The organism is Nocardia sp. A7 (genome assembly GCF_046549215.1).
Lineage (GTDB): Bacteria > Actinomycetota > Actinomycetes > Mycobacteriales > Mycobacteriaceae > Nocardia.
The window spans coordinates 324,851-350,485 of sequence record NZ_JAJPWE010000005.1 but is presented as its reverse complement, the minus strand read 5'-3'; the positions used below and the strand labels follow the sequence as shown (position 1 = coordinate 350,485).

The window sequence follows — 25,635 nt, the reverse complement described above, 5'->3', positions numbered from 1 at the left end:
CGTCGTCTTCGACCGCCCAATCTGGTCGTACCGCGGATAGGGGTTCCTAAACCGCGGAGTCACCGAGGCAGTGGTGCGGTAGCCGGGCCCTCCAGCACGGTGCCATCCGGCGCGAAACGGGAGCCGTGCAGGGGGCAGTCCCAGGTCTTCTCGGCGTCGTTCCAGTTCACGATGCCACGCAGGTGGGTGCACACCGCCGACACGGCGTGGGTCTCACCGTTGACGGTGCACACCGCGGTCGGGTGCAGGCCGCGACGTTCGACCTTGCCCGCTCCTTCGGGCGGGGTCGTTCCGGAATCGGTGGCCAACAGGTGCAGCCATCCGGTCGAAAGATGCCGGGCCACGGTGGCGTTCGACTGCGCGCCCGCGAACAGGGTCTTGACCGCTCCGCTTCGCCGGCCGGCCAGGTCGCCTGCCCAGACGGGTTGTCGCCCGGTCAGGCGCCCGGCCAGGGCGAGCGCGGCGGCGACGCCGTTGGTGATGCCCCACTTGGCGAACCCGGTGGCGCACTGCACCTCGTCGGCACCGAGCTGCACGGGGCCGACGTAGGGCAGTTCGGAGATCGGGTGGTAGTCCTGCGCGGACCAGCGATCGAGTAGTCGCGCACCGGGGAACCAGCGATCGGTCCAGTCCAGCAGCTCCGTGACGTGATCGGCTTCGGAATCGACGCGGCCGACGTCGTGGCCGTTGCCGCCGACCAGCAGCACATCGCCTGCTTCGGTGGGGCACCAGCGCAGCGAACGGGTGGGCTGACCGGCGCTGACGAACATTTCCCGCGGTATCGGACCCGGTACCTGAAACGCGGCGAGGTAGGACCGCTCGGCGGTGAGCTGCGGGACGATGGCGCGGCGGTCGAAGACCGGTGATCCGGTCGCCACGATCGCGTTCATGGCCGAGACCTCACCGTGGTCGGTGCCGATCACGACGCCGCCCCGGTGTCGGCGAAGGCGTTGCGCGCGAGTCGATTCGAAGATCTGACCGCCGTGCGCTTCGATGTCGGCCGCGAGCGCGGTGAGCACCGCGACCGGGTCGACCTGTGCCTGCTCCCTGAGCCGGACACCGCCGTGCGTGGGGAAGGGCACCTCGAACTCGTCGATCAGCTCGGTGGGCAGGCCCACCGCACGGGTGGCCTCGTACTCGGCGCGCACCGCCGCGAACTCGTCGGCGTCTTGCGCGTAGGTGACGGCGGGAACGCGCTGGGTAGCGACATCGTGCTCGGCACAGAAGTCGAGCAACCAGTCGAAACCGCCCTGATTGGCGGCCACATACCGTGACAGCACGGCGATGCCGTGCCGGTCGGCGATCGACTGGGCCCGCGTGCCCTGCAGCAGCGAGATCTTCGCGGTGGAAGCGCCGCTGGTCACGGCACCGATCTGGCGTGCCTCGAGCACGGCGACTTCGCGGCCCTGCTGGGCGAGCAGCGCGGCGGTGGTCAATCCGACGATCCCGGCGCCGATCACCACCGTGTCGACCTCGATGTCACCACCGAGCGGTAGTCGGGTCGGCGTCGGCGCGTCGGTGAACCAAAAGGGTGTCATGGAGTGCGCATACCCCGGTGTGTCGATCGAAACGATCGCACACCGGCAGCGCGATCAGATCCTCGTGTTCGCGAGGCCGGTACCGGTGATGAAGGGGAGGTCGAGGGTGGTGCGGATGCCGGGGGCGGCGGCGACGACGGCGGGGATGGCGTTCACCAGACGCATGGCGGTGCCGACGAGACTGGCGTGGTTGTGGTCGCCGTGGTCGCTGAACATGGCGAGGTCGAGGGTGTAGTGCGGTTCACCGGTGATCTCGACGCGGTAGGACCCGCCCGCGCGCGCGGGCTGTGGCCAGTCGGGGGCGAGGTCGGCACGCAGCCGGGTGACGTGCTCGAGCACGGTCACCGCCCGGTCACCGACCATGCCGCGCACTTCGAAACGCAGGGCGGCCGCGGTGCCCTCGGGAATGGTGCCCGAGTCGATATCGAAAGTCTCCGGTGCGGGGATGCGCTCGTAATCCTGTGTGACGGAGTCGAGTTCGATGCCGAGACCGGCGGCGAGCTGGCGCACTACGCTGCCCCAGGCCAGCGACAGCACGCCCGGCTGCAACAGCAGCGGGATCTCGTCCATCGGGCGGCCGAAGCCCATGATGTCGAACATGACCGCGGGATTGTCGTAGGTCGAGTAGTCGACGATCTCGAGGCACCGCACCTGCTCGACGGCACGGCAGGTGCTCACCAGGGCCAGCGGCAACAGATCATTGGCGAAGCCGGGGTCGATGCCGTTGACGAACAACGACGAATTACCTTGTGCCGCGGCCTGTTCCACCGGTTCGAGCAGGTTCGCGGGCAACACATCCCAGGGGTACTGGAGAAACACCGGCGCGCTGGCCACCACGTTGATGCCGGCCGACAGCAACATCTGCAGGTCGGCCAGCGCCTCCATCAGCCGATTGTCGGTCATGGCCGTATAGACGACACAGTCGGGACGCAGCTCGAGGATCCGCTCGGTGTCGGTGGTGGCGCGAATGCCGCTGGCGGTGGTCGTTCCGGCGAGTTCGGCGGCGTCGCGGCCCGCCTTGTCGGGCCCGGACACGTGCACGCCGACCAGTTCGAGCCGGGGGTCGGCCAGCACGCCCGCCAGCGCGTGCCGTCCGACATTGCCTGTGCCCCAGTGCACTACACGATGAGTCATGGTCGTTGTCCTCACAGATCGGGAAGGGGGAGGGTGAGATTCGGTGCGATGAGCCCGCCGTCGACCTCGAGGACCTTTCCGGTGAGGAACGATCCGGCCGGGGAAGCGAGAAACAGTGCGGCCGTAGCGATATCGGTCGGCTCACCGAGTCGGCGCAGCGGGGTGGCCTGTTCCATCTGCGTCCGCATGGCGTCGTTGCCCGCGACGACGGCCAGGGCCGAGGTCAGGATCGAGCCCGGTGCGATGGCGTTGACCCGGATGCGCGGACTCAGATCGAGGGCGGCCGAGCGGGTGTAATGCGCCAGGGCGGCTTTGGCTGTCGCGTACGCGGCGAACGCGCGGCCGGGGAGCCTGCCCATGGTCGAGGTGATGTTGATGATCGAGCCGGTGCCCGCGGTCGCGAGCATCGGCGCAACCGCGGCCCGCACCAGGGCGTGGGCCGTGCCGACATTGAAGCCGAAGGCCTCGGCGAGATCGGCGGGGGAGGTGTCGAGCAACGGCTTCGGCATCGCGCCGCCCACATTGTTGACGACGATATCGAGGCGACCGAACTGCTCCACCGCGATGTCGGCGAGCCCGGCAACGGTGTCGGGATCGGCGAGGTCGGCGACGACGATGTGTGCGCGTCGACCCGCTGCCGCCACCTGTTCGGCGACCTGTCGCAGGTCGGTCTCGGTGCGCGCGGCGATCACCACGTCGGCGCCCGCCTGCGCGAAACCGATGGCGATCGCGGCGCCGAGCCCGCGCCCCGCTCCGGTGACGACGGCAACCCGGTCGTCCAGACGGAAATGGTCGAGAATCATGGTCCCACCTCTGACGCGTCGAATACTCGACTAATATGTGGCGAATAGTCGAGGCAGTGTAGGGCGGGACGCGCCCGCGAACAAGGGGTGTCATGCCGGAATCCGCATCGCCACCGACCCGCCGGGTCATCGAGGTGATGGAGTTGCTGACCCGCACCGAGCGGATGCTGACCGCGTCGGAAGTCGCCTCGGCGCTCGGTCTCGCCCGCGCCACCGTCACCGCCGTGCTCACCGAACTCACCGACGCGGGCTGGGTGCGTCGCGACCGTCAACGCCGTTTCGGTCCGGGTCCCGCGCTGGCCACACTGCGCCCGGTCGTCGCGGAGGTGCCGAACGCGGCGGTGAGCGCCGAGCTGAAGGCGCTGGCCGTGGCCGCGCACTGCGGCGTGACACTGAGCCGAATCGCGGACGGCAGACTCACCGTGGTGGCCAAGGAGTACGCGCTCGGTGCGCGGATTCTGCCCGGACTCGCAGTGGGGCAGTCCATTCCGCTCGGCTATCCGGCCGGTGCCGCGGTGATGCCGTGGCGGGCCGAGGCCGAGCGAAAAGCATGGTCGGCGAGCGCGACCGGACCGGCTGGGCGCGACGCCGCGGCACTGCTGCGGTTCGTCACCACCCACGGGTGCGCGGTGTTTCGGCCCGACTCCGATGACGCGGGACTGGTGGACGTGCTCGCGGAACTGCTCGGAGCGGTCGGTGCCGAGGTGATGCAGCCCGAGCTACGCACTCGCGTACTGCGCCAGCTGTCCCGCCTCACCGCCCGCCCCTATCGCGAAGCCGATCTCGACAGCACGGAAGCACTACCCGTGAGCTACCTGTCGGCACCGGTGTTCGACGGCGCCGAGGCGCCGTACGAGGTGCAGATCGGTCCACTGCGGTCCGCGGTGAGCCGCGACGACCGCGCGCGCTACCTCACGACGATCAGGCGGGGAGCCGAGGCGCTGTCCGCGGTGCTGTGAAAACCTGTGGTCGGACCAGTAGGTACAGCCCGTTCGAGGCTCCGAGTAACAGTGCAGTAGGCGGTCGGCTACATCGACTTCAACTCGTAGGGGCAGCGGGGTGGCGGGTCCAGCCTGCGTCGAGGGCGGCGGTGTGGAGTGCGTCGAGGCCGAACGCGTCGACCGGGCCCAGCGCGCCGGAGTCGAGCAGGCCACCGCCCAGTGCGGTCTCGGCTGCCCAGGCCATGATCGCCGCGGTGAAATCGTAGGGGTCGCCGCCCGCCAGCGTGACGCTCGTCAAACTCTTTCCGGCGTCATCGCGCGCTTCAGCGACCACCCAGGTACGGGTGCGGCCGCGCGCTTCGGCGCCGGGACCACCGGTCGACCCTTTGACGGCTCGGGCCAGAGCGTCGTTGAATCCACGCTTGAGCACGGGCACCCGCGCGACGACCGAGGTCAGTCGCGAGCCGAAGCGCAGCCCCTGTGCCGCGAGGGGAGGCAGGCCGAGGAACACGTCGACCTCGCGCAGGTTCGGGTAGGAGCGAGTCAGCGCGAAATGCTCCGATCCGGGGATCGAGGTACCCGTCAGGCGCTTTCCGCCGACATCGAAGGAGCGCAGATGTGCGCCGGTTCGCTCGGCGACGACCTGACCGGAGCGCAGGGCGAAGCCGGATTCGAACAGCATTCCGGCCATGGACGCGCGGGTTCCGCCGCTGGTACCGGGACTTTCGATGAAGTAGCCGACGTCGACTCGGGCAGCGGTCGGGGCCTCACGCAAGGCCAGTCCCGCGGCCAGGTTGCCCGGCACGTAGTCGAACCCGAACGCGGTCAGCAGGCCTGCCCCGGCAGCGCGGGCCTGGTCGTCGTGTTCGAACACGGTGCGGATGAAGGGGCCTTCGCCGGTGGAGTCGATGTAGTGCGCGCCTGCGGCGATCGCCGCGGCCAGTGCGGGGCGGCCATGGCGCAGGAATGGGCCGACCGTCGTGACGAGGACATCGCCGCGATCGAGCAGAGCGCGCACCGAAGCGGGATCGGTGACGTCGGCGACCGCGGTCCGCGCGCCCCCGAGGTCGGCGGCCATTTTCTCGAGGGCTGGTCCGTTGCGTCCTGCCAGCACGGGCGCAGCGCCACGTGCGGTGAGGACTTCGGCTGTCAGACGTCCGGTGTACCCGGTTGCCCCGAGCAATACGATTTTCGGCATCGCCGCTGTCTCCTCATGGTTGGCCGCTTGCCAACACTACCGACCTTCCCGCGTCCAGGGGAGAGGCGCTGTCCGCGGTTGTTCTTTCCGTACTTCAAGGTACGGAAAACTGTTCGAGGTAGTACGGTCGATGTCGATCGCGGTCAGAGCCGCGCGCGTCAAGGAGGTCACCGGTGCAGTGCCCCACCGCTTTTCGCTATTGGGAAGCCCGTAGCACCCCGACGGTGCGTCGGATCGAACGACTCTTCACCGCGGTGACCAGGCAGCGGCTGTTCCCCACCGACGAGCAGGCGATTGCCCTGTGCGAGGACCTGTTCACCGGCGACCCGGTGGCCGAGCGGTTCGTCGCCGAGGTGATGCACGGCGAGATCGGGTCGAAAGCCGGGCGACAGATGTTGGAGACGGCGCTGGCCGAGGGCATCGATGCGATACCCGACGCCCCGGAATCCATGCGCGCGCTGTTCGCCGAGTTCGAGACGGTGCCCGACTGGGTGGTGCCCGAGCTGGTGGAGCAGGGCGCGGCGATCTGGCGGCGCTGGGGGACGATGCTGTTCAGCTTCGCCGGTGCCGAGACGCTCGAGATGTACACCGAGGCCGCGGTCGCGACGCCGCTGTCGTTGGCCGGTGGCTACGCGGGCGACAGCGCGCTGCGCCGATTCCTGGAGACCACCCGGTTCTGGATGGATGTCTCGGCCCGCGACGCGTTGCTCACCCCGGGATCGGCGGGCCGGGCCACCGCGCTGAAGGTGCGGGTCATGCATGTCTCGGTGCGGGCCAAGGTCGCCGAGCATCCCGAGTGGGACATCGACCGCTGGGGGCTGCCGATCAGCCAGACCTATCAGATGCTGACCCTGCTCGCGGGCAGCGTGACGCCCGGTCTCGGCCTGTGGGCGCTGGGCTATCAGACGACACCGTCGGAAATCCGTGCGCTGCTGCACTTTCAGAAGTACATGGGCCATCTGCTCGGCGTGCGGCTGCGCTGGCATCCGGAAACGGTCTCCGACGGGCTGCGGGTTCTGGCGATGACCGTCGCGTCGCGGTCCTTTGACTCCGGTCAGCACGGCACCGAACTGATCGAGTCCTATCCCGCCGCTTTCGCGCCTCGCGACGGCCACCGTGGGCTGACCCGTGCGCGCGAAATGTACAACTTCCGAATCAATTCCGTGTACTCGGCGATGTACATGGCCCCGGGGACCCGTCGCCGGTACACCATGCCGCCTGCCTTCCCGTGGATCCTGATTCCGATCCTGCGGTTTCCGCTGATCACCGCGATGGAGATCACGCGCCGGATCTGCCCGCCGTTCGCGCGAGCGCACGAGAAGCTCATGCTCGCCCACCGCGAGAACTGGTACCGAGCCCAGATGCGAGGTCGCGAAGCGGCCTTCGACGCCAGCGGCGCACTGCGCCGATGAACCCACCGAAAGCAGCCATGACCACCGCGGACATCGTCGAAGTATGGAACGGCCCCGGCCGCCGCGACGCGGTACTGACCCCGGTCGAACCGCGCCACAACGGCTTACATCCCTCGCCGAGCAATCTCGCCTTCGAACACTGGTATTTCGACGCCCACCTCGACACCGGCCACGTGGTGATCGGCTTCCTGATCAAACGCAGGCCCGAAGACCTGCCGTTGGCCCGTCCCTGGGTGGAGATGATCGTCTACGCCCCCGACGGCACGCGCCGCCAGGTGTCGCGACGCTACCCGCGCTCGGCGACCGCGTTCTCGGCCGACGCCTGTGCTGTCCGCGTCGGCGACAACACCGCGCGCACCGAGTTCCGCGACGACCGCCCCTCCACCCATCACCTGCGCATGGCCGAGGGCGGCATCGTCTTCGACCTGCAATTCCACAACGAAGTGCCGAGCTGGATGCCGGGCAAGGGCGAAACCCGTTTCGGCACAGCGGATTCCTTCGGCTGGATGGTCGGCGCCCCGCGCGCACGGGTGACCGGGGCGATCGAACTCGACGGCGTGCGCCACGAAGTCACCGGACGTGGATATCACGACCACAACTGGGGCGTCGGCGACATGAAGAAGATCATCGAGCGCTGGCATTGGGGCCGACTGTACGTCGAGGACTATTCGCTGCTGTTCGCCTCGGTGCTGACCCAGCAGCGCCGCGGCGGACACGAGATCAACCCGCTGATGCTCGCGCACCACGCCGACATCGTATTGTCCACCGGCGAAACCGTTCTCACCGAGGGACCGGCCCGTTTCGACGCCACCGCGGGCCGCGCCTACCCCGAGTGGGTCGAGTTGCGCGTGCCCGGCAAGCTCGAACTCCGGCTGGACGTGGTGCGGGTGATCCACGCCCACGATCTCCTGGACGACCTTCCGGTGGTGCGTTCCCGGCTGATCAAACCGCTGGTGCATCGGCTGGTCGGGCACCCGGGCTACTTCCGGTTCGAGTCGAGCTTCGAGCTGACCGTGCGCACCGAGAGCGGACCGCAGCGGCGCAGTGGGACCACGCTGCACGAACTGGTCGCGCTGACCTGATGGCCGCGTCGTGCCCACCGACGCGGCGCACCGCAGGTCAACTGATCATCGGGGCGCGTCGGTGCTGGTGATGAACCGGAAGAACTCGCGGCGCTGATCCTCGGTCGGCACGGGCAGGTTCTGATTTCCGTGGACGAAACCGATGCCGGCGAAGCACATCAGCCCCGCGCGCATCTGCGCCTGTTCGGCCGAGAATCCCATGTCGACCAGGGTTTCGGACAGGGTGCGAAAGATCCGCTGATCCAGCGCCTTCACCGCCTCGGCCACCTTGGTGTTGGTGCGCGCCCAGTCCCGGACCGCCAGCTCCACCTGCCACACCCGCTCCCCGGTGAGCAGCTCGCCCATCCGGTTCAGGCGGTCCTGTGGCGCCAGCTCGTCGAGATCCTGGAATCCGCGGGCCGCGTCATTGTGATCGGCGCACCACAACTGCGCCGTGGTCTCGAGCAATTGGTCGATGCCGTCGAAATGCCAGTAGAAGCTGCCCTTGGTCACCCCGAGCTCGTCACACACCTTGGCGATGGTGATCGCGGCGACGCCGTCGCGCAGCAGGATGCGCAGGGCCGCCGCGGTCCAGTCCACGACGCCGAGCCTGCGTACCGCGCCACGCGCCGCCGCCGCTTTGCGCTTGGACACCGGCACCGCGGGTCGCGAGTTCTCGGTCATGAGCACCTTCCACTCGGCATCGCGGGCTGCCAACCGTACTCGGCCAGGGGAGGAGCGAAGGCTTCGGCGACGACGCCGTGGATCACCAAGAAATGTGACGTTGTAACTATGCGCCGGGTTCGGGAGCGGCCGGGGTCTTCGCGGCTTCGTCGATATCCGGCTCAGCTTCCTCCGGTTCCGGTCCGGTGGCCGCGTCGACCTGCTCGCCGATATAGCGGATGACCACCGCGATCATCGCGACCACCGGCACCGCGAGGAACGCGCCGGTGATGCCGTAGAGCGAGCCGCCCGCGGTGACGGCGAGCAGCACGATGACGGCATGCAATTCCATGCTGCGGCTCTGCAGAACCGGTTGCAGCACATTGCCTTCCAACTGCTGCACCGCGATGACGATGCCCAGCACGATCAGCGCTGTGGTGAGTCCGTTGCCGACCAGTGCGACCAGGACGGCGAGGGCGCCCGCGACGAACGCGCCGACCATCGGGATGAATCCGCCGATGAAGGTGATCACCGTCAGCACCAGTGCCAAGGGGACATCGAGGATGAACAGTGCCGCGCCGATGCAGATGGCGTCGACCAAGCTGACGATCGCCTGGGTGCGGATGAAGCCGCCCAGAGTCGCCCAGACGCGTTCCAGCACGGCTTCGACGTGGCGGCCGCTGCGGGCGCCGAACACCACGTGCATCCAGGGCAGAAAGCGTGAGCCGTCCTTCAGGAAGAAGAACACCATCACCAACACCAAGAACAGCGTGATCAGGACCGACGTAGCAGTGGACACACCCGTGAACACACCGCCGGCGATCTGCGCGCCGCTGGATTGCAGTCGCCCCACGATCGCCTCGACCGCGGAATCGAGTTGCTCGTCGCGAATGTTGAGCGGCGGTCCCTGGATCCAGTCGCGGACCTGGTTGATGCCGTCGGTGGCCTTGTCGGCGAGTTCGGGTGATTGATCGGCCACCGAGGGCACGATCAGCGCGATGACCCCGGCGAGCACCGCGACGAATCCCAGCAGGGTGGTCGACGCGGCCAGGGCAGGCGGCCAGCGGTGGCTGATCAGCCAGTGGGCCGAAGGCCACAGGACCGTGGTCACCACGATCGCCAGCGCGATGGGCAGCAGCACCACCCACAGGCGGGCGGCGATGTTACCGAGGACCCACGCTCCCACCGCGATCGCCACGACGCACAGTGACCATTTGGCCAGCCACATCAGACCGCCGCCGATGACGTCACCGCGATCACGCGACGGCTTCGCTTGTGCCCCACTGGGTTCTTTCCCCTGCCCGCTCACGCCGCCAGTCTGACACGAATCGCTCGCCGGGTGTGGAGTGCCGTGACCGGTGTCATCGGGCGACGATCCGGGCCGTGGTCGTTGTGCGCGTTATTCTGTCGCGCTGATCCTGGCGACACACACGCTCGGGGTACGGGCGGGGAAAACCCGTTCGAGCAGGTCGGACAGGTGTTCCCGATCCTGATCGCTGAGCCGGTTCAGGCCGTCCTCGGTGGTGCGCATCTTCGCTCGGATCGCGTCGGTGACGCGCTCGCCGTCAGCGGTGATGACGAGAGTGGTGACGCGCCGGTCGGAGGGACTCGGCTCGCGGTGGACGAGGCCGCGCTTCTCCAGCCGGTTGATGATCCCGGTCACGTTGGAGGCGTCGCAGGCCAAGTTCTCGGCCAGCGCGCGCATCGTGACGGGGCCCCGGCGCAGCACGGTCAGCGTCTTGCCCTGGCTCGCGGTGAGGTTCTCACTCGCCGCCGCGGCGGTGAAGTCCCCGTAGTAGGCGCCGAGCGACACCGACAGCAGCTCCATGAGCTGGGCCGTGTCGACGCGGGGAGCTGCTGTCATGGGTGCCAGTTTATGCGCAGAAACTTGACTATCTCAAATATGTGTCTCTACCGTGGGCATTGCTTGAAGTTCTCAACCTTCGATATTGTCAAGTAGCTATGAGGAGTATCCAGTGATCGTCTCCGAGGCCTCTCGCACGGCCGAGATCCTGTCCCGGCCCATCACGCTGAACGGCCTGACCGTCCCGAACCGCATCGTGATGGCGCCGATGACGCGCATGTTCTCCCCGGGCGGCGTTCCGGGCGACGATGTTCGTTCGTACTACGCGCGCCGCGCCGCCGCCGGGGTCGGCCTGATCGTCACCGAGGGAACCTATGTCGGCCACGAGTCGGCCGGGCAGAGCGATCGGGTGCCGCGGTTCCACGGCGAGGACCAGTTGGCCGGGTGGGCGAAGGTCGCCGAGGACGTGCACGCGGCGGGCGGCACCATCGTGCCGCAGCTGTGGCACATCGGGATGGTCCGCAAGCAGGGTGAGGCGCCGTACCCCGATGCCCCCGCCGTCGGCCCCTCCGGTATCCGCGGCGACGGCACCGAGGGCGCCGGCAAGGCGATGACCCAGCGCGACCTCGACGAGGTGATCGGCGCCTTCGCCGACGCGGCGGCCGACGCCGAGCGCATCGGTTTCGACGGCGTCGAATTGCACGGCGCCCACGGCTATCTGCTCGACCAGTTCCTGTGGGCGCGGACGAACCGTCGCGACGACGGCTACGGCGGCGACGCGGTGGAGCGCACGAGGTTCGCCGCCGAGATCGTGGCCGCGGTCCGCGCGGTCGTCTCGCCCGAATTCCCGGTGATCTTCCGCTACTCGCAGTGGAAGATGGACGCCTACGACGGTCGGCTCGCCGAGACCCCGCAGGAGCTCGAGGCGATCCTGGCCCCACTCGCCGCCGCCGGTGTCGATGCCTTCCACGCGTCCACCCGCCGCTACTGGCTCCCGGAATTCGACGGCTCCGACCTGAACCTGGCCGGCTGGACCAAGCAGCTCACCGGCAAGCCGACCATCACCGTCGGCTCGGTCGGCCTCGACGGCGAATTCCAGCGTGCCTTCACCGGTGAGGGCGCGGCCCTCGGCAGCATCGAGGACCTCCTCGATCGCATGGAACGCGACGAGTTCGACCTGGTCGCGGTCGGCCGCGCCCTGCTCCAGGATCCGGACTGGGCAGCCAAGGTGCTGGCCGGCCGGACCGACGAGCTGAAGCCGTACGACGCGGCGGCACTGAAGACGCTCAGCTGACACCGGCCGTCCGGTCGGGGTGCGCACCGCGCCGCAGGTGCCTCACTGTGGCGCGGTGCGTTCTTCGGGGGTCAGTGTCTGCTGCGCGACGCGGAATGCGGTGTTCGCGTCCGGGACGCCGCAATAGATCGCGGACTGCAGGATGAGTTCTTTGATCTCGTTGTCGGTGAGGCCGTTGGTGCGGGCCGCGCGCAGGTGCATGGCGAGTTCTTCGTGATGGCCACGGGCGATGAGCGCGGTGAGCACGATCATCGATCGGCTGCGACGGTCGAGGCCGGGCCTGGTCCAGATGCCGCCCCAGGCGTAATCGGTGATGAATTCCTGGAATTCGCGGGTCAGGTCGGTGGTGGCGGCGGTGGCTCGGTCGACGTGGGCGTCGCCGAGGACGGCGCGGCGCACCGCCATTCCCGCCGCCCGCCGGTCAGCGAGTGTGATCGGTTCGACGTCGTCGGACGACCTGGCTCCGTATCTCGTTGTCGTGGAACCGGATTCGGCGGCCTGCGTGATGACCCGCGCGACGTCGGCGGGGGCTTCGGCGGGCGCGAGGTGTGCAACCCGGTCGAGGACGACGAGCTGACCGTCGCCGACTCCGTGCGCCAGCTCGGCCATGGCGGCGACGGTGGTGACAGGATCATAGGCGCCGGCGAGGGCGACGATCGGCGTCTCGATCCGAGCCAGGTCGCCCCGAACATCGAAGCCCGCCAACGCATCACAGACCGCGGCATAGCCGGACGCGTCCGTGTCGACGAGTGAATGCAGTAGTGCGGAAGTGACTTCGGGCTGCCGGTCGACGAACCCGGGCGCGAACCAGCGGCGGGTGGATGCCTCGACCAGGACCGCGGTCCCGCCGGACCGGACCAGCGCGGCCCGTTCTCGCCACATCTGCTCATCACCGATGCGGGCGGCGGTACACGCGAGGACTGCGGTGCTGATCCGGCCCGGCCGGTCGAGAAGAAGTCGCAGCCCCACCGCACCGCCGACCGAGTCGCCCGCGTAGACGAAGCTGCCGCCGTGCTCGCCGCGCTCCGCGAGCACGCCGTCGACGAAAGTCTGTACGCCTTCAGCGAGTTCGGCCATGGTGAAGCCGTCGACCGGGTCGGCGCGATGGTGCCCGTGGCCGGGCAGGTCCCAGGCGACGACGTGGAAGCGCTGGCCCAGGAGTTCGGCGGTGGCCGACCAGAGCGCAGTGGCCGAGGTGCCGAGTGAGGGTCCACAGACCAGCAGCGGCAGGGCGGCGGAGCCACCAAGTTGCACGCCGGTCACGGTCGGGATCGTCATCGTTCTCCTTCGGCACGGGTGTGGGTGGGCTCCCCGGCGCGGGCGAGGATCTCGTCGATCAGCGCATCGGTGCTGCCGAGGTAGTGGCTCGGGTCGAAGTCCGGTTCCGCGGCATCGGCGACGAGGCGGGCGAGGCTGTGCTGTTCGGCGAGCAGCCCGGAGGTCGCGGACTGCACGAGCCGGGCCATCCGGCCGGTGTCGACGTGCAGTCCGGTGAGCAGTTCCGCGGTCTGATCGGCGGCGGTGAGCGCGTGCCTGGCCAGCTCGACCAACGGTGTCCACTCGGTGTGCCACGCCCCGTCGGGGCGCTCGTCGACCGTGGTCGCTGCGGCGAGGTGGAGTTGGGCGGCCAGGCCCGGAGCGGTCATGGCCGCCCGGCGGATCAGCACCGACAGAATCGGATTGGCCTTGTGCGGCATCGTCGATGAGCCGCCACGACCGGGTCCCGCGGGTTCGGCGAGTTCGGCGATCTCGGGGCGGGCGCGGACCAGCACGTCGCCCGCGATGTGGCCCCACGCGTCCAGTGCCCGGGTGAGGGCGTCGGCCAGGCGCGTGAGCGGTGCTCGGACGGTGTGCCACGGCGGTGACCACGGCAGCCCGAGCCGGGTGGCCGCGCTACGGGCGAGCGCGATCGCGTCACCCTGCCCGCTGGTCAGTCGCAGCAGTTCGGTCGGTGCGGCGAGAGTGCCTGCCGCACCGCCGATCTGGACCGGCAGTCGGTCGCGGGCATCGCGCAGGTCGGCCCGGGCTTCGAGGACACCGTGGAGCCAGTGGGCCGCGGTGAGCCCGAAGGTGACGGGCACGGCGTGCTGGGTGAGGGTGCGCCCGGCCATCGGGTCGGCGCGGTGCCGGTCGGCGAGGGCGACCAGCGCGTCGATCTGGGTGTCGATCTTCGCGAGGACGGCGTCGGCGGTCTCGCGCAGGCCGAGGACGAGCGCGGTGTCGAGGACATCCTGGCTGGTCAGGCCGCGGTGAACCCAGCGCGCGGCCTGCGGGTTGGCATCGGCGAGACGACCGCGCAGCAGGGTGACGAGCGGGATCACCGGGTTGCCACCCGCTTCGGACGCCACCGCCAGCGCGTCCACATCAATCGCCCCGACCGTGCCACCCAGGTCGATCGCCGCGGCGGCAGGGGCGATCCCTGCCTCGACAAGCGCTGCCAACCAAGCGGTTTCGACCTCAACCATCGCGCGAACCACCGCCGAGTCGGACAGGTGGTGGCCCGCGCGATCGTCGCCCGGCCACAGCAGCGCACCCATCAGCGCGCGCCGTATTCGACGAAGACGGTCTCGCCGGGACCCTGCAGTCTGATATCGAAGACGAAACCGTGCTCGTCGGGCCGGGTGATCAGGGTGGCGCGCCGGTCTTCGGCCACCGTGGACAGCAGCGGATCGGCGGCGGCGGTGGCGGGATCGAGCGGCAGGTAGGCCCGGGTGAACAGGCGGTGCATCAGCCCGCGCGCGAAGACGGTGATCGCGAAGAACGGGGCGCGGTGCGGCTCGGTCGGGCCGGGGCACAGCGTGGTGAAGCTGTAATGGCCGGTGTCGTCGACAGGGGTGCGACCGAACCCGGTGAAGGTCCACCCGTCGCGGGCCCACGAGCCCTCGACCTGCGGCACGGACCCGGTCTCGTCGGCCTGCCACAGTTCGATGATGGCATCGGGGACCGGGAGCCCGGCGCCGTCGAATACCTTGCCGTGCAGGCGAATTGCGCCGGGACGACCGGCGGGGACCAGCTCGGCGCCCCCCTCGAACGGCAGGGCGTAGCCGAAGAACGGGCCGACGGTCTGGCCCGGCGTCGGTGCGAGTGTGCTCATTCGTCAAGCCTCCGTCGGAGTGCGGTGACTACCGGTGAGCACGATGTCCCAGCGGTAGCCGGTGGCCCACTCGTGGCGGGTCACGTCGTGGTCGTAGGTCGCGACCAGCCGGGCGCGGGCGGCCGGGTCGACGATCGATTGGAAGATCGGGTCCAGCGAGAACAGCGGGTCGCCGGGAAAATACATCTGGGTGATGAGGCGCTGGGTGAAATCCGTGCCGAACAGCGAGAAGTGGATGTGGCCGGGGCGCCAGGCGTTGTGGTGGTTCTTCCACGGGTACGGGCCCGGTTTGATGGTGGTGAAGCGGTAGTTGCCCTGGTCGTCGGTGAGGGTACGGCCGACGCCGGTGAAGTGCGGATCCAGCGGTGCCGGATGCTGGTCGCGTTTGTGGATGTAGCGGCCGGAGGCGTTGGCCTGCCAGATCTCCACGAGCTGGTTGCGCACCGGGCGGCCGTCACCGTCGAGCACCTGCCCGGTCACCACGATCCGTTCACCGAGGGGTTCGCCGCCGTCCTGGATGGTGAGATCGGACTCCAACCGGGCGACATCGCGGTGGCCGAAGACGGGGGCGAACAGTTCGACGGTTTCCGGATCGGCGTGGTGCGGGTCCTTCGTCGGGTGGCGCAGCAGGCTGCTGCGGTAGGGCGCATAGTCCAGGCGCGGCTGGGTTTCGACGGCCCCGGTGTAGCTCGCGCTGATCGCGGCCATCTCGGCATTGATGTCGGCTTGGCTCGCCGATGCCGTATCCGGGCCGGTCAGCGGCGCGAGGGGCGGCTGCTTGGTCTGGGTCACGGCCGAACCATAAGCCCGGTGCGCGGGTCTTGACTTGCGCCTACTTCCACTGGGCGGAAGGCTGTTCTGATGGCAGGCAATTCCACCCGGCACGGCCTTTCGGTGACGAGTCGCGCGCTGGCGCTCCTCGCCGCGTTCGACCAGCGGCACCGTCGACTCACGCTCACCGAGCTCGCCGCCCGCGCCGAACTGCCGGTGCCGACCGCGCATCGGCTGGTCGGCGAACTCGTCGCGTGGGGTGCCCTGAGCCGGACCGAGTCCGGGAACTACGTGATCGGGCGCAGGCTGTGGGACATCGGTCTGCTCGCCCCCGTGCAATCGGGATTGCGCCAGATCGCCTCGCCGTATCTGCACGATCTGTACGGCGCGACCCTGGCGACCGTGCACCTGGCGGTGCGCGACGGCACCCAGGTTCTCTACATCGACCGGCTCTCCGGGCACGCCTCGGTGCCGGTGGTCAGCACCATCGGCTCGCGCCTGCCGTTGCATGCGACAGCGGTCGGAAAGGTTCTGTTGGCACACGCCCCGCCGGAAATCCGGTCGGCGGTGTTCAGTGACCTACCCAGGATCACCCGGTACACGGTGAATCAGCCGGGCGCGCTGGGCCGTCAGCTCGAACGGGTGCGCGAGGACGACTTCGCCACCACGGTCGAGGAGATGAGCCTCGGCGCCTGCTCGGTGGCCGTGCCGATCCGCGCGGGCGGCGAGGTGGTGGCGGCGCTGGGCGTCGTGGTGCCCAGTCTCGAGCGCGACCAGGCGCGACTGGTCAGCGCGCTGCAGGTGGCCGCGCGCGGCATCGGGCGCAGCGTGCCGGGGCCAGTCATCGACTGACCTCGCTTTCGCTGGGCGGAAGCCGGGCATGGCTGAGGCAGACAGTGCGGACCCAGAATCTCGGCCATGTCCTCACGCACCCAGAGCCGGACCCAGATCGCCATCGTCGGCGCGGGCCCCGCCGGTCTCCTGCTTTCCCACCTGCTCGCCCATGCCGGGATCGACTCGGTGGCAGTCGATGTGCGCGGCCGCCGCGAGATCGAGCAGACCCAGCGCGCGGGCATTCTCGAACAGGACTCGGTGGACCTGCTCGTCGACACCGGCGTCTCCGACCGGGTGCACCGCGACGGATACCGCCACGACGGGATCGAACTGGCCTTCGGGGGCGGCAGTCACCGCATCGACTTCCACGGCCTGGTCGGCGCGTCGACCCAGCTCTACCCGCAGACCGACGTCTTCATCGACCTCGCCGACGCGAGGCAGCGCGACGGGGGAGACGTCCGGTTCGGCGTCACCGATGTCTCGGTCGACGACCTGACCACCGATTCCCCGGTCCTGCGTTTCACCGACGCCGACGGGACCGCCCAGGAGATCCGCGCTGATTTCCTCGTCGGCGCCGACGGCTCCCGCAGCCTGTGCCGCCGCGAGGTGCCCGCCGACCGGCGCAGCCAGTACTTCCGCGAGTACCCCTTCGCCTGGTTCGGGATCCTCGCCGAGGCTTCGCCGAGCGCGCCGGAGCTCATCTACAACCACTCCCCGCGCGGTTTCGCCCTGATCAGCCAGCGCACAGAAACGTTGCAGCGCATGTACTTCCAGTGTGACCCGGCGGCGAATGTGGCGGACTGGTCCGACGACCGGATCTGGTCGGAACTGCAGGCTCGCGTGGGCGCCAACGGCTACACCCTCGCCCAGGGTCCGATCACCGCCAAGTCCGTCCTGCCGTTCCGCAGTTTCGTCCAAGACCCGATGCACTACGGCAGGCTGGTCCTGGCCGGCGACGCCGCGCACACCGTCCCGCCGACCGGCGCGAAAGGGCTCAATCTGGCGCTGGCCGATGTGCGGGTACTCGCCGAGGAATTGGAGCGCGCACTCGCGGCCGATAGCCTCGCACCCTTGGCGACCTACAGCGAGCGGGCGCTGCGCCGGGTCTGGAAGGCCCAGCACTTCTCCTACTGGATGACCACGATGCTGCACACGCTGCCCGACGCCACACCGTTCGATCTGCGCAGGCAGGAAGGGGAATTGGCGTCGGTGACCGGCTCGACGGCAGGCTCCACCTACCTCGCCGAGGGCTACACCGGCTGGCCCGAACGTCGGTAACGACCACAGGCGGCCGCATCCGGTGGGGATGCGGCCGCCTGTGGCTCGGTGGGTCAGAACCCGCGCGCGATCCATTCGTCGAGATGGGGCGCTTCGGTATCGATCGTGGTGGCGTCGCCGTGACCGGTGTAGACGCTCGTGTGGCCGGGCAGCGGCAGCAGGCGATCGCGCAGCGAGTCGATGATGGTGGGGAAGTCGGAGAAACTTCGCCCCGTCGCACCGGGTCCACCGGCGAACAACGTGTCGCCGGAGAACAGCGCGTCCGCCTCGGGCAGATGCAGGCAGACCGACCCGGGCGAGTGGCCGGGCGCGTGGATGACCTGCAGTTCGGTGCCCGCCACCGCGATCCGTTGCCCGTCGTGCAGTGACCAGTATTTGCTGCCCGGATGGGTCAGCTGCCAGAGCGGGTCGTCACCGGGGTGCAGCAGGACCGGTGCGTAGATATCCTCGCCGAGTTGTGGTGCGAAGGTCACATGGTCGTTGTGTCCGTGGGTGCACACCACCGCGACGACATTGCGTCCGGCGATGGACTCCATGACCGGCTTCGCGTCGTGCGCGGCGTCGATGACCACGACCTCGTCGTCATCGCCGACGACCCACACATTGTTGTCGACTTCCCAACTGCCGCCGTCGAGTTCGAACACCCCGGAGGTCACCACTCGGTCGATGCGCAGCGCTCCGCTCACAGCACGACAACCGAGCGCAGTACCTTGCCCTCGTGCATGGTGTGGAAGGCCTGCTCCACGTCCTCGAGCGCGATGCGTTCGGAGACGAACCTGTCCAGCGGCAACCGTCCCTGCAGATAGAGGTCGATCAGCATCGGGAAGTCACGCTCGGGAAGGCAATCGCCGTACCAGGAGGATTTGAGGGATCCGCCGCGGGAGAAGAAGTCGATCAGCGGCATTTCCAGGCGCATATCAGGAGTGGGGACACCCACGAGGACGACGGTGCCGGCGAGGTCGCGGGCGTAGAACGCCTGGCGCCAGGTCTCGGGCCTGCCCACCGCGTCGATGACCACGTCCGCGCCGAATCCACCGGTGAGTTCCTGGACGGCGGCGACGGTGTCGGCCGTGGTGGCGTCGATGGTGTGGGTGGCGCCCAGTTCGCGGGCCCAGGCCAGCTTCTGCTCGTCGCGGTCAACGGCGATGATGGTGGACGCGCCGGCCAGCCGGGCGCCGACGATCGCGGCGTCGCCGACCCCGCCGCAGCCGATCACCGCGACCGAGTCACCGCGGCTGACATTGCCGGTGTTCACCGCCGCGCCGAGTCCGGCCATCACACCGCAGCCGATCAGGCCCGCGACGGCGGGGTCCGCGGCGGAGTCGACCTTCGTGCACTGTCCGGCGTGGACAAGGGTCTTCTCGGCGAACGCGCCGATGCCGAGCGCGGGGGTCAGCTCGGTGCCATCGGTGAGCGTCATCTTCTGCGTGGCGTTGAAGGTGTCGAAACAGTACTGCGGGCGACCGCGTCTGCAGGCCCGGCATCGCCCACACACCGCTCGCCAGTTCAGGACCACGAAATCGCCGACCTCGACGGAATCGACACCCGCGCCGACACTTTCGACGGTGCCCGCGGCCTCGTGGCCGAGCAGGAACGGGAACTGGTCGTTGATGCCGCCCTCGCGGTAGGTCAGATCGGTGTGGCACACCCCGCACGCCGCGACCGCGACGACGACCTCGCCCGGCCCCGGATCGGGGATGACGATGTCGGTCAGCTCGACCGGGGCGCCCGGCTTCCTGGCGATGATTCCGCGAACCTGCTGCGGCATGAGTTGATCCTCCGATGGTGATGAGCGGACAGCGATACGGGTTGCGCACACTGCGCATCGACGCTAGCCCGACGGGTGGGCGGAAGAACCTGGTCGGAAGGCGGGCAGAACCTATCCCTCCGGCGAGGTCCGGTTGGTCATCTCGGCGCGGTCCGTGCGTCCTACACTCGGCAGTGTGGACGACCCAGCGAGATATCAGTCGAAACCAGAGCCGCTGCGGAGTCTGCGGGACGTGGTCGACGGTCCGCTGGTGGACATCGCGGTGCGGCTGTCGCGGTGTCTGGCCGAACGCTGGCCGCATCTGGCGCTGGTGATCTTCACTCGGGAATGCAGCGGTCGGCCGCGCAAGGTCGCCGGACCGGCCGAGATCGTCGATCGGATCGCCATCGCCGAACTCGAGGAACTCAAGGCGACCGTCGAGCCCGGCGATGCCCGCGCGGACGAGGTGGTGCTCGCTGGTGCCCGGCGGTGGGTGTGGGTGGTCCGTGACCGCTGCGACACCCTGCTGGTGTTGATGCCACGCCAGCGCGAACCGGTGCCGCATCGAGAAGAACTCGTCGCCGTTTTCGGCATGGTGGCGACCTCGATCAGCCAGCAGGTGGCCCAAGCCAGCCCCGACTATCTCGCCGAATCGCGGGCCGCGTCGGCAGCCAGAGCGCGGGCGATCAGCGAGCTGACAGCAGCGCACGAGGCGGTGCTCGCCGGTCTGCTGGTCACGCTGCGCGCGCCCGGTCTCGACGACGGCCGGGCCAGAGCCGCGGCGACCTCGGCGGCATCGGAAGCGTTGATCGCCCTGCGATCTGGGGAAGCCTCCGATCGCGCGCTGTCGGAAGAACCTCCGGCGGCGGCGTTCGAACGGTTGCACCGCGAGCTCGAGCCGCTGTTGCACCGCCGGGCGATCACCGCGGAGTTCGAGGCACCGCCCGTCGACGGGCGGCGACTACCGGGCGAGATCGCCCACGGCGCCCGTGCCATGACGCAATCGGCGGTGCTGGTGTTCACCGCGCAACCCGACCTCGACCGCCTGCGCATCGCCTGGACGTCGGACTCGGACCGGCTCGTTGTCGACATCCGTGACAGTGCGGCCGGACAACTCGACACCGCCGCGGTGACCCGGAGTCTGGAAGGTCGGGCGCGGACGCTGCGCGCGGAGCTCGACGTCGAGGTGGTGCCGGGGTGGGGGAGCAGGGTGCGTGTGCGGATCCCGCTCGACTCGCCGGTCGCCGCCACCGAACAGGCGGAATTGAGTTCCCTGAACCGGCGCGAACGCGAAGTACTGGCGCGGGTGGCGGCCGGCATGCGGAACAAAGCGATCGCCGAAGATCTCGGAATCGCCGAGAGCACGGCCAAGTTCCACGTCGCGGGCCTGCTGAAGAAGCTCGCCGTGTCCTCACGGGGCGAAGCGGCCGTCATCGGAATTCGAGCCGGACTCACGGCGAGCTTCGATTCAGCGCAGCCGTGACCGGGATCTACGCGCGGACATCCGAGGCCGGGGTCGGCAGGGCCGTCTTCGGGGTGCCGACGCGCAGCGCGTAGACGGCCAGACCACCGGCGACGAGGACCACCGACATCAGCAGGTACACCTGTTCCGGGCCCCAGCCCGCATCGAGGAGCCGACCGACCAGAATGGGCGAGGCGATGGCGCCGATCCGGCCGATGCCGATGCCCCACCCGACACCGGTGGCGCGGACCTCGGCCGGATAGATCGACGGGGTGAGGGCGTACAGACCGGCGATACAGCCATTGACGAAGAGTCCCAACAGGATTCCGACTCCGAACGCGACGGTGAGCACCTCGGTGGCCGGCACGAAAACCGCGAGCAGTATCGCGGTCATCACCGTGTAGAAGACCAGCACCTTGCGCACGGCGAAGCGGGTGGCGAGCAGGCCGAGCAGGGCCGTGCCGAAGATGCCGCCCAGGTTGAGCAGGACTCCACCGGTGATGCCCTGGTTCTCCGACAGCCCGGCCTGCACGAGCAGTTTCGGTGTCCAGCTGGTGACGAAGTAGAACCCGAACATGACCAGGAAGAAGCTCAGCCAGGTGAGAATCGTGTTGCGGCGCAACGCCGGTGAGCCGAGGGTGCGCACCGCGTCGATCGTGCTGCGCCGAGCCGCGGCGTCCACGTCGGGCATGGTGTCGAGCACGGGCTGCTTCATGGCGGTGAGCATGCCGTTGATCCGATCGAGCGCCCCCTCACGGCGCTGCGTGAGCAGGAAGTCCAGCGACTCCGGGAGCCGCCACAGCACAGCGGGAATCAACAGCGCGGTCGCGACGGCGCCGAAGACGAACACCGCACGCCAGCCGATCTCCTGTTGCAGAACGGCCGCGACGATGCCGCCGACCGTGGCACCGGTCGCGTAGCCGGTCGCCGTCGAACTCACCGCGAAACCTCGCCAGCGCGCGTTGGCGAACTCGGCGGCGAGCACGCTGCTGCTCGCCAGGATTCCGCCGATGCCGATCCCGGTGAGCACCCTGGTGAGGCCGAGCTGGACGGGGCCCTGGCTGAGCGCGGACATGGCCATGCCGCTGGAGGAGAGGACGAGGCAGGCCAGGATGATCGGGCGCCGGCCGACGCGGTCGGCGAGCGGTGCGAGCAGCAGCGAACCCAGGGCCATCCCGACGAGCCCGGCGCTCAGCAGCAGACCGATCTGCGAGGACGTCAGATCCCATTCCCGCGCAACGGCATTGGCGGTGAAGGCCATGACGAGGACGTCGAAGCCGTCCAGGACATTGAGCAGAACGCACAGTCCGATCGCCGACCATTGATAAGAAGACATGTGGCCCGCGTCGATGCGGTCACGCAGTGGAGTACTCATGGGCAGAGCATGGGTGTCCCGGTTCGGCGACGACAGGTGCGCGCTCATTGAATGAGCAGCGCGACGATTACGGTGTCACGCAGCTGCTTTGTGCCGCTTCGGTGATCAGCCGACGCAGGAAGCGGTGCTCGGGATCGTCGGTGAACACCGGATGCCACCACATCGCCTGGGTGAGCTCGCCGAGATCGACCGGGCACGGATAGGCCGTGAGACCCTCGCTCATCCCGGGGACCGCGAGCAAACGGCGGGGGACCAGAGCGATCCGGTCGCTGCCGGTGATCAAGCATCGGACTGTCATGAAGTTCTCGGTGACGATCTGGCGAGTCGGTTCGATGCCGAGCATCCGCAACCGGCGCGCGGCCGGGGTGGAGGCGGTCTGCGAGTGGTAGACGAGAACCCAGGGGCGCCGCTGCAGGTCCTCGGCGGTGAGCTCACCGGTGTCCGGTTCATGGTCGGAGTCCGTCACGACCATCCAATCATCATGGAACACAGTCTCATTGGGAAGATCGGTGACGAAACCGTGCGGCACGAGCATGACGTCGTAGGTGGTCAGTGTGTGCTCGGCTCGGGCGACGAGCTCGGGTGAGGAGGGGAGCACGCGCAGGCGGGCGTGGGGTGCGGCTGTCGTGAGCAGCTCGGCCAGGCGTTGGCCGAGCAGGGCCGTGGTGTAGTCGCTGGTCACCACCGAGTATTCGCGGCTGGTGTCGGTGGCGTCGAAGGTGCCGCGCGCGGAGAACACCCGCTCGACACCCGTCAGTGCGGCCCTGGTGCGCTGACGCAGCTCGAGGCCGAACGGGGTCAGCCGGTACCTGTTGCCGACCCGCTCGAGGATGTCGTCGTCGAAGTGGCGGCGCAGCCGGGCCAGGGCCGCCGAGACGGCCGGTTGGGTGACGCCGAGGTGCTCGGCGGCCCTGGTCACGCTCTCGTGCTGCACCACGGCCTCCAAGGTGACCAGCAGGTTGAGGTCGAGATTGGCCAGGGGGCGAGCGGGCTTCTGCATAACTCCCATTTATACAGATCATCAGAGATCACGCCTTCCCTGATGGTGACGGGGGTCTCAAAGTGGAGTGAGTCACCACAATGTGCTCTGTCCCAGGGAAGTGATTCGATGCACCCTCACACCGCCCGCACCGTCCTCGTACTCGGCGGCGGTCTCGCCGGGTCGGCGGCCGCGGTCTTCCTCGCCCGCGCCGGTTTCGACGTCGAACTGGTCGAGGCGCGCGGCCGCGGCCACGCCGTCGGTTCCGGTATCACCCTGCAGGGCAACGCGTTACGCGTGCTCCGTGATCTGGACCTGTGGTCGGCGATCAGCCGCGAGAGCTGGGGTTTCGACACCCTCGGCATCCGCGCGACCGATGCCACCGGCACCCTGCTCGCCGAGATCCCCGATGCCAAGACCGGCGGCCCCGACCTCCCCGCCGCGGTCGGGATGGAGCGGCCGGTGCTGGCGGCGATGCTGCACGACGCCGCCGAGAAGGCCGGTGCACGACTGCGTTTCGGCGTGCGGGCCACCGGATTCGACGCCGACGATACCGGCGTCGATGTCGCCTTCGATGACGGCGGCAGCCGACGATACGACGTGGTGATCGGCGCCGACGGCGTCCGTTCGCCCACCCGCCGCGCCCTCGGCATCGACTCCGAGCCGCAACCCACCGGCATGGGCATCTGGCGGTTGGTGTGCTCGCGACCGGCATCGATCACCCGCACCGACCTGTACTACGGCGGCGCCGCGCACATCGCCGGATACTGCCCGACCGGGCCGGATTCGATGTACGCCTACATCGTCGAGGACACCAGGGATCATTCGGCGCTGTCCAAAGCCGAGCAGCTCGAGCTGATGCGCGCATTGGCCGCCGAATACCACGGCCCGTGGGACGAGGTCCGTGCGCTGCTGACCGATCCCGACGCCGTCAACTACACCCGGTTCGAACAGCATGTGATCGACGGACCGTGGAATCGCGGACGCATCGTGCTGATCGGCGACGCCGCGCACGCGTGCCCACCCACCCTCGCCCAAGGCGGCGCGCAGGCACTCGAGGACGCGGCGGTACTCAGCGAACTCCTCATCGCCGAACCGGTCGGCCCACAGCTGTGGCAGAGCTTCACCGAGCGCAGGCTGCCCCGGGCGAAAGCGGTGGTCGAGGCCTCGGTGCAGCTCGGCCGATGGATGCTCGACCACGATCCCGACGCCGATGTCCCCGGCTTGATGCGCCGGATCGCCGAGCTCGTCGTGACACCGGCCTGAAATCCCACTTCTACTCGTCTTTCGGAGCCTGCTCATGACCGATCACGTCTTCACCCACCTGCGGCACACGGCACTGGCCGTGCCCGACTTCGACAAGCAACTCGACTTCTACACCAACCACTGGGGCCTGTCGGTGACCGCGACCGACGGCGATGTCGCCTATCTGGCCGCGGCGGGCTCGCCCGAGCAGTACGTGGTGCGCATCCGCCGCGCCGCGGACAAGCGCCTCGACCTGATCTCCTTCGGCGTCACCGACAGCGCGGCGGTCGACACCGTCGCCGAGAAGCTCGGCCGGAGCGGAGCCACGCTGGTCACCGAACCGGATCAATTGCAGACACCCGGCGGGGGATACGGCTTCCGGTTCTTCGACAACGAAGGACGCACGATCGAGGTATCCGCTGACGTCGCCGCTCGCGAACATCGGAAAGTCGAAGCGGGCGAGGCGATTCCGGTGCGGCTGTCGCACGTGGTGGTGAATTCCTCGGATCCGGAAACCACCGTGGCGTTCTACGAGAAGCATTTCGGTTTCAAGGTTTCCGACATTCTCATGCATCCACGCATGGGCAAGATGATGTGGTTCCTGCGTACCAACCGGTGGCACCATTCGCTGGCCATCGCGCGCGGCCCCCATCCCGCGCTGCACCACGCGTCGTTCGAACTGCGCGGTCTCGACGAGTACATGCGTGGCACCGGCCGGATGCTGCGCTCGGGCGTCGAGAAGATCTGGGGCCCCGGCAGGCACCTCGCGGGCAACAACACCTTCTCGTACTTCCTCGACCCCAACGGCAACACGATGGAGTACACCACCGAACTCGAGTCCCTCGATGAGGACACCTGGCACCCGCACCTCTACGACTTCTCCCAGCCCGAGGTCAGCGACCAGTGGGGGACCGCCAACGCGATGGACGAATTCGTCGCCGCGAAATCGTTCAACGACCCCGACAAGGGTCTGTTCATCGCACCGCCGGTCTGAAAGGGATT

At 68.8% G+C, this 25,635-nt stretch carries 24 protein-coding genes; 9 read left to right on the top strand and 15 right to left on the bottom strand.

Going from position 1 to position 25,635, the window contains the following annotated elements; genetic code table 11:
• Nucleotides 1-59 precede the first annotated feature (59 nt).
• Genes ACLJPD_RS27170 through ACLJPD_RS27160 form a run of 3 tightly spaced genes read right to left on the bottom strand, consistent with a single transcriptional unit; the run spans nucleotide 60 to nucleotide 3,475 of the window.
• The gene (locus ACLJPD_RS27170; RefSeq protein WP_410875952.1) at nucleotides 60-1,538 is read right to left on the bottom strand and encodes an FAD-dependent oxidoreductase; all 1,479 of its coding nucleotides are present in this window, start codon (nucleotides 1,536-1,538) and stop codon (nucleotides 60-62) included.
• A gap of 54 nt (nucleotides 1,539-1,592) precedes the next feature.
• Nucleotides 1,593-2,672, bottom strand: a complete 1,080-nt coding sequence (locus tag ACLJPD_RS27165) for a diacylglycerol kinase (protein WP_410875951.1) — start codon at nucleotides 2,670-2,672, stop codon at nucleotides 1,593-1,595.
• A gap of 11 nt (nucleotides 2,673-2,683) precedes the next feature.
• Complete coding sequence (locus tag ACLJPD_RS27160; RefSeq protein WP_410875949.1) at nucleotides 2,684-3,475, bottom strand: SDR family oxidoreductase; 792 nt, start codon at nucleotides 3,473-3,475, stop codon at nucleotides 2,684-2,686.
• Between the two features lie 92 nt (nucleotides 3,476-3,567).
• Here ACLJPD_RS27160 and ACLJPD_RS27155 point away from each other — a divergent pair, with 92 nt between their 5' ends.
• On the top strand, nucleotides 3,568-4,434 hold the full coding sequence (locus ACLJPD_RS27155; protein WP_410875947.1) for a helix-turn-helix domain-containing protein: 867 nt from the start codon (nucleotides 3,568-3,570) through the stop codon (nucleotides 4,432-4,434).
• A gap of 79 nt (nucleotides 4,435-4,513) precedes the next feature.
• On the opposite strand, the gene ACLJPD_RS27150 is transcribed toward ACLJPD_RS27155, so the two are convergent.
• Nucleotides 4,514-5,614, bottom strand: a complete 1,101-nt coding sequence (locus ACLJPD_RS27150; protein ID WP_410875945.1) for a saccharopine dehydrogenase family protein — start codon at nucleotides 5,612-5,614, stop codon at nucleotides 4,514-4,516.
• A gap of 173 nt (nucleotides 5,615-5,787) precedes the next feature.
• On the opposite strand from ACLJPD_RS27150, the gene ACLJPD_RS27145 reads away from it, so the two are divergent.
• Together ACLJPD_RS27145 and ACLJPD_RS27140 are read left to right on the top strand one after the other, a co-directional pair.
• Nucleotides 5,788-7,026 (top strand): oxygenase MpaB family protein, encoded by a 1,239-nt coding sequence (locus ACLJPD_RS27145; protein ID WP_410875943.1) that lies wholly within the window; start codon nucleotides 5,788-5,790, stop codon nucleotides 7,024-7,026.
• 17 nt (nucleotides 7,027-7,043) lie between these two features.
• A complete protein-coding gene (locus ACLJPD_RS27140) occupies nucleotides 7,044-8,108 on the top strand; it encodes a lipocalin-like domain-containing protein (RefSeq protein WP_410875941.1) in 1,065 nt (354 codons plus the stop codon).
• Between the two features lie 45 nt (nucleotides 8,109-8,153).
• Here ACLJPD_RS27140 and ACLJPD_RS27135 read toward each other — a convergent pair whose 3' ends face one another.
• The 3 genes from ACLJPD_RS27135 to ACLJPD_RS27125 form a co-directional block, all read right to left on the bottom strand.
• A complete protein-coding gene (locus ACLJPD_RS27135; RefSeq protein ID WP_410875939.1) occupies nucleotides 8,154-8,771 on the bottom strand; it encodes a TetR/AcrR family transcriptional regulator in 618 nt (205 codons plus the stop codon).
• A 106-nt stretch (nucleotides 8,772-8,877) separates the two neighbouring features.
• Nucleotides 8,878-10,059, bottom strand: a complete 1,182-nt coding sequence (locus tag ACLJPD_RS27130; protein WP_410875937.1) for an AI-2E family transporter — start codon at nucleotides 10,057-10,059, stop codon at nucleotides 8,878-8,880.
• A 90-nt stretch (nucleotides 10,060-10,149) separates the two neighbouring features.
• Complete coding sequence (locus ACLJPD_RS27125; RefSeq protein WP_410875936.1) at nucleotides 10,150-10,614, bottom strand: MarR family winged helix-turn-helix transcriptional regulator; 465 nt, start codon at nucleotides 10,612-10,614, stop codon at nucleotides 10,150-10,152.
• 112 nt (nucleotides 10,615-10,726) lie between these two features.
• Here ACLJPD_RS27125 and ACLJPD_RS27120 point away from each other — a divergent pair, with 112 nt between their 5' ends.
• A complete protein-coding gene (locus ACLJPD_RS27120; protein WP_410875934.1) occupies nucleotides 10,727-11,848 on the top strand; it encodes an NADH:flavin oxidoreductase in 1,122 nt (373 codons plus the stop codon).
• A gap of 42 nt (nucleotides 11,849-11,890) precedes the next feature.
• Here ACLJPD_RS27120 and pcaC read toward each other — a convergent pair whose 3' ends face one another.
• Genes pcaC through pcaH form a run of 4 tightly spaced genes read right to left on the bottom strand, consistent with a single transcriptional unit; the run spans nucleotide 11,891 to nucleotide 15,650 of the window.
• Nucleotides 11,891-13,126 (bottom strand): 4-carboxymuconolactone decarboxylase, encoded by a 1,236-nt coding sequence (gene pcaC, locus ACLJPD_RS27115; RefSeq protein WP_410875932.1) that lies wholly within the window; start codon nucleotides 13,124-13,126, stop codon nucleotides 11,891-11,893.
• A complete protein-coding gene (locus tag ACLJPD_RS27110; protein WP_410875930.1) occupies nucleotides 13,123-14,385 on the bottom strand; it encodes a lyase family protein in 1,263 nt (420 codons plus the stop codon). Before ACLJPD_RS27110 ends, pcaC begins: the two co-directional genes overlap by 4 nt.
• Nucleotides 14,385-14,942 (bottom strand): protocatechuate 3,4-dioxygenase subunit alpha, encoded by a 558-nt coding sequence (gene pcaG / locus ACLJPD_RS27105; protein WP_410875928.1) that lies wholly within the window; start codon nucleotides 14,940-14,942, stop codon nucleotides 14,385-14,387. The genes ACLJPD_RS27110 and pcaG overlap by 1 nt, the downstream gene beginning before the upstream one ends.
• 3 nt (nucleotides 14,943-14,945) lie before the next feature.
• A complete protein-coding gene (pcaH, locus tag ACLJPD_RS27100; protein WP_410876324.1) occupies nucleotides 14,946-15,650 on the bottom strand; it encodes a protocatechuate 3,4-dioxygenase subunit beta in 705 nt (234 codons plus the stop codon).
• A gap of 153 nt (nucleotides 15,651-15,803) precedes the next feature.
• Here pcaH and ACLJPD_RS27095 point away from each other — a divergent pair, with 153 nt between their 5' ends.
• Entirely contained in the window at nucleotides 15,804-16,565 is a 762-nt protein-coding gene (locus ACLJPD_RS27095) for an IclR family transcriptional regulator (RefSeq protein ID WP_410875926.1), read from the top strand.
• Nucleotides 16,566-16,631: 66 nt separating this feature from the next.
• Nucleotides 16,632-17,825: a 4-hydroxybenzoate 3-monooxygenase gene (locus ACLJPD_RS27090; protein WP_410875924.1), complete on the top strand. Its 1,194-nt coding sequence runs from the start codon at nucleotides 16,632-16,634 to the stop codon at nucleotides 17,823-17,825.
• A 53-nt stretch (nucleotides 17,826-17,878) separates the two neighbouring features.
• Here ACLJPD_RS27090 and ACLJPD_RS27085 read toward each other — a convergent pair whose 3' ends face one another.
• Both ACLJPD_RS27085 and ACLJPD_RS27080 read right to left on the bottom strand, forming a co-directional pair.
• Nucleotides 17,879-18,511, bottom strand: a complete 633-nt coding sequence (locus ACLJPD_RS27085) for an MBL fold metallo-hydrolase (RefSeq protein ID WP_410875922.1) — start codon at nucleotides 18,509-18,511, stop codon at nucleotides 17,879-17,881.
• Nucleotides 18,508-19,593 carry an S-(hydroxymethyl)mycothiol dehydrogenase gene (locus tag ACLJPD_RS27080; RefSeq protein ID WP_410875920.1) on the bottom strand — a complete coding sequence of 362 codons (1,086 nt, stop codon included), beginning with the start codon at nucleotides 19,591-19,593 and terminating at the stop codon, nucleotides 18,508-18,510. The genes ACLJPD_RS27085 and ACLJPD_RS27080 overlap by 4 nt, the downstream gene beginning before the upstream one ends.
• A 175-nt stretch (nucleotides 19,594-19,768) precedes the next feature.
• Here ACLJPD_RS27080 and ACLJPD_RS27075 point away from each other — a divergent pair, with 175 nt between their 5' ends.
• Nucleotides 19,769-21,055: a LuxR C-terminal-related transcriptional regulator gene (locus tag ACLJPD_RS27075; protein ID WP_410875918.1), complete on the top strand. Its 1,287-nt coding sequence runs from the start codon at nucleotides 19,769-19,771 to the stop codon at nucleotides 21,053-21,055.
• Between the two features lie 7 nt (nucleotides 21,056-21,062).
• Here ACLJPD_RS27075 and ACLJPD_RS27070 read toward each other — a convergent pair whose 3' ends face one another.
• The gene (locus tag ACLJPD_RS27070; protein WP_410875916.1) at nucleotides 21,063-22,409 is read right to left on the bottom strand and encodes an MFS transporter; all 1,347 of its coding nucleotides are present in this window, start codon (nucleotides 22,407-22,409) and stop codon (nucleotides 21,063-21,065) included.
• A gap of 67 nt (nucleotides 22,410-22,476) precedes the next feature.
• Entirely contained in the window at nucleotides 22,477-23,409 is a 933-nt protein-coding gene (locus ACLJPD_RS27065) for a LysR family transcriptional regulator (RefSeq protein WP_410875914.1), read from the bottom strand.
• Between the two features lie 108 nt (nucleotides 23,410-23,517).
• Here ACLJPD_RS27065 and ACLJPD_RS27060 point away from each other — a divergent pair, with 108 nt between their 5' ends.
• Together ACLJPD_RS27060 and ACLJPD_RS27055 are read left to right on the top strand one after the other, a co-directional pair.
• A complete protein-coding gene (locus tag ACLJPD_RS27060) occupies nucleotides 23,518-24,654 on the top strand; it encodes an FAD-dependent monooxygenase (protein WP_410875912.1) in 1,137 nt (378 codons plus the stop codon).
• A 34-nt stretch (nucleotides 24,655-24,688) separates the two neighbouring features.
• On the top strand, nucleotides 24,689-25,627 hold the full coding sequence (locus ACLJPD_RS27055) for a VOC family protein (RefSeq protein ID WP_410875911.1): 939 nt from the start codon (nucleotides 24,689-24,691) through the stop codon (nucleotides 25,625-25,627).
• Nucleotides 25,628-25,635 lie beyond the last annotated feature (8 nt).

Excerpts from the sequence above, each read along its gene's own strand:
- ACLJPD_RS27170 (WP_410875952.1), bottom strand. The coding sequence starts at position 1,538 with ATGACACCCTTTTGGTTCACCGACGCGCCGACGCCGACCCGACTACCG.
- ACLJPD_RS27165 (WP_410875951.1), bottom strand. The coding sequence starts at position 2,672 with ATGACTCATCGTGTAGTGCACTGGGGCACAGGCAATGTCGGACGGCAC.
- ACLJPD_RS27160 (WP_410875949.1), bottom strand. The coding sequence starts at position 3,475 with ATGATTCTCGACCATTTCCGTCTGGACGACCGGGTTGCCGTCGTCACC.
- ACLJPD_RS27155 (WP_410875947.1), top strand. The coding sequence starts at position 3,568 with ATGCCGGAATCCGCATCGCCACCGACCCGCCGGGTCATCGAGGTGATG.
- ACLJPD_RS27150 (WP_410875945.1), bottom strand. The coding sequence starts at position 5,614 with ATGCCGAAAATCGTATTGCTCGGGGCAACCGGGTACACCGGACGTCTG.
- ACLJPD_RS27140 (WP_410875941.1), top strand. The coding sequence starts at position 7,044 with ATGACCACCGCGGACATCGTCGAAGTATGGAACGGCCCCGGCCGCCGC.
- ACLJPD_RS27135 (WP_410875939.1), bottom strand. The coding sequence starts at position 8,771 with ATGACCGAGAACTCGCGACCCGCGGTGCCGGTGTCCAAGCGCAAAGCG.
- ACLJPD_RS27125 (WP_410875936.1), bottom strand. The coding sequence starts at position 10,614 with ATGACAGCAGCTCCCCGCGTCGACACGGCCCAGCTCATGGAGCTGCTG.
- pcaC (WP_410875932.1), bottom strand. The coding sequence starts at position 13,126 with ATGACGATCCCGACCGTGACCGGCGTGCAACTTGGTGGCTCCGCCGCC.
- ACLJPD_RS27110 (WP_410875930.1), bottom strand. The coding sequence starts at position 14,385 with ATGGGTGCGCTGCTGTGGCCGGGCGACGATCGCGCGGGCCACCACCTG.
- pcaG (WP_410875928.1), bottom strand. The coding sequence starts at position 14,942 with ATGAGCACACTCGCACCGACGCCGGGCCAGACCGTCGGCCCGTTCTTC.
- pcaH (WP_410876324.1), bottom strand. The coding sequence starts at position 15,650 with ATGGCCGCGATCAGCGCGAGCTACACCGGGGCCGTCGAAACCCAGCCG.
- ACLJPD_RS27095 (WP_410875926.1), top strand. The coding sequence starts at position 15,804 with ATGGCAGGCAATTCCACCCGGCACGGCCTTTCGGTGACGAGTCGCGCG.
- ACLJPD_RS27090 (WP_410875924.1), top strand. The coding sequence starts at position 16,632 with ATGTCCTCACGCACCCAGAGCCGGACCCAGATCGCCATCGTCGGCGCG.
- ACLJPD_RS27080 (WP_410875920.1), bottom strand. The coding sequence starts at position 19,593 with ATGCCGCAGCAGGTTCGCGGAATCATCGCCAGGAAGCCGGGCGCCCCG.
- ACLJPD_RS27070 (WP_410875916.1), bottom strand. The coding sequence starts at position 22,409 with ATGAGTACTCCACTGCGTGACCGCATCGACGCGGGCCACATGTCTTCT.
- ACLJPD_RS27065 (WP_410875914.1), bottom strand. The coding sequence starts at position 23,409 with ATGCAGAAGCCCGCTCGCCCCCTGGCCAATCTCGACCTCAACCTGCTG.
- ACLJPD_RS27060 (WP_410875912.1), top strand. The coding sequence starts at position 23,518 with ATGCACCCTCACACCGCCCGCACCGTCCTCGTACTCGGCGGCGGTCTC.
- ACLJPD_RS27055 (WP_410875911.1), top strand. The coding sequence starts at position 24,689 with ATGACCGATCACGTCTTCACCCACCTGCGGCACACGGCACTGGCCGTG.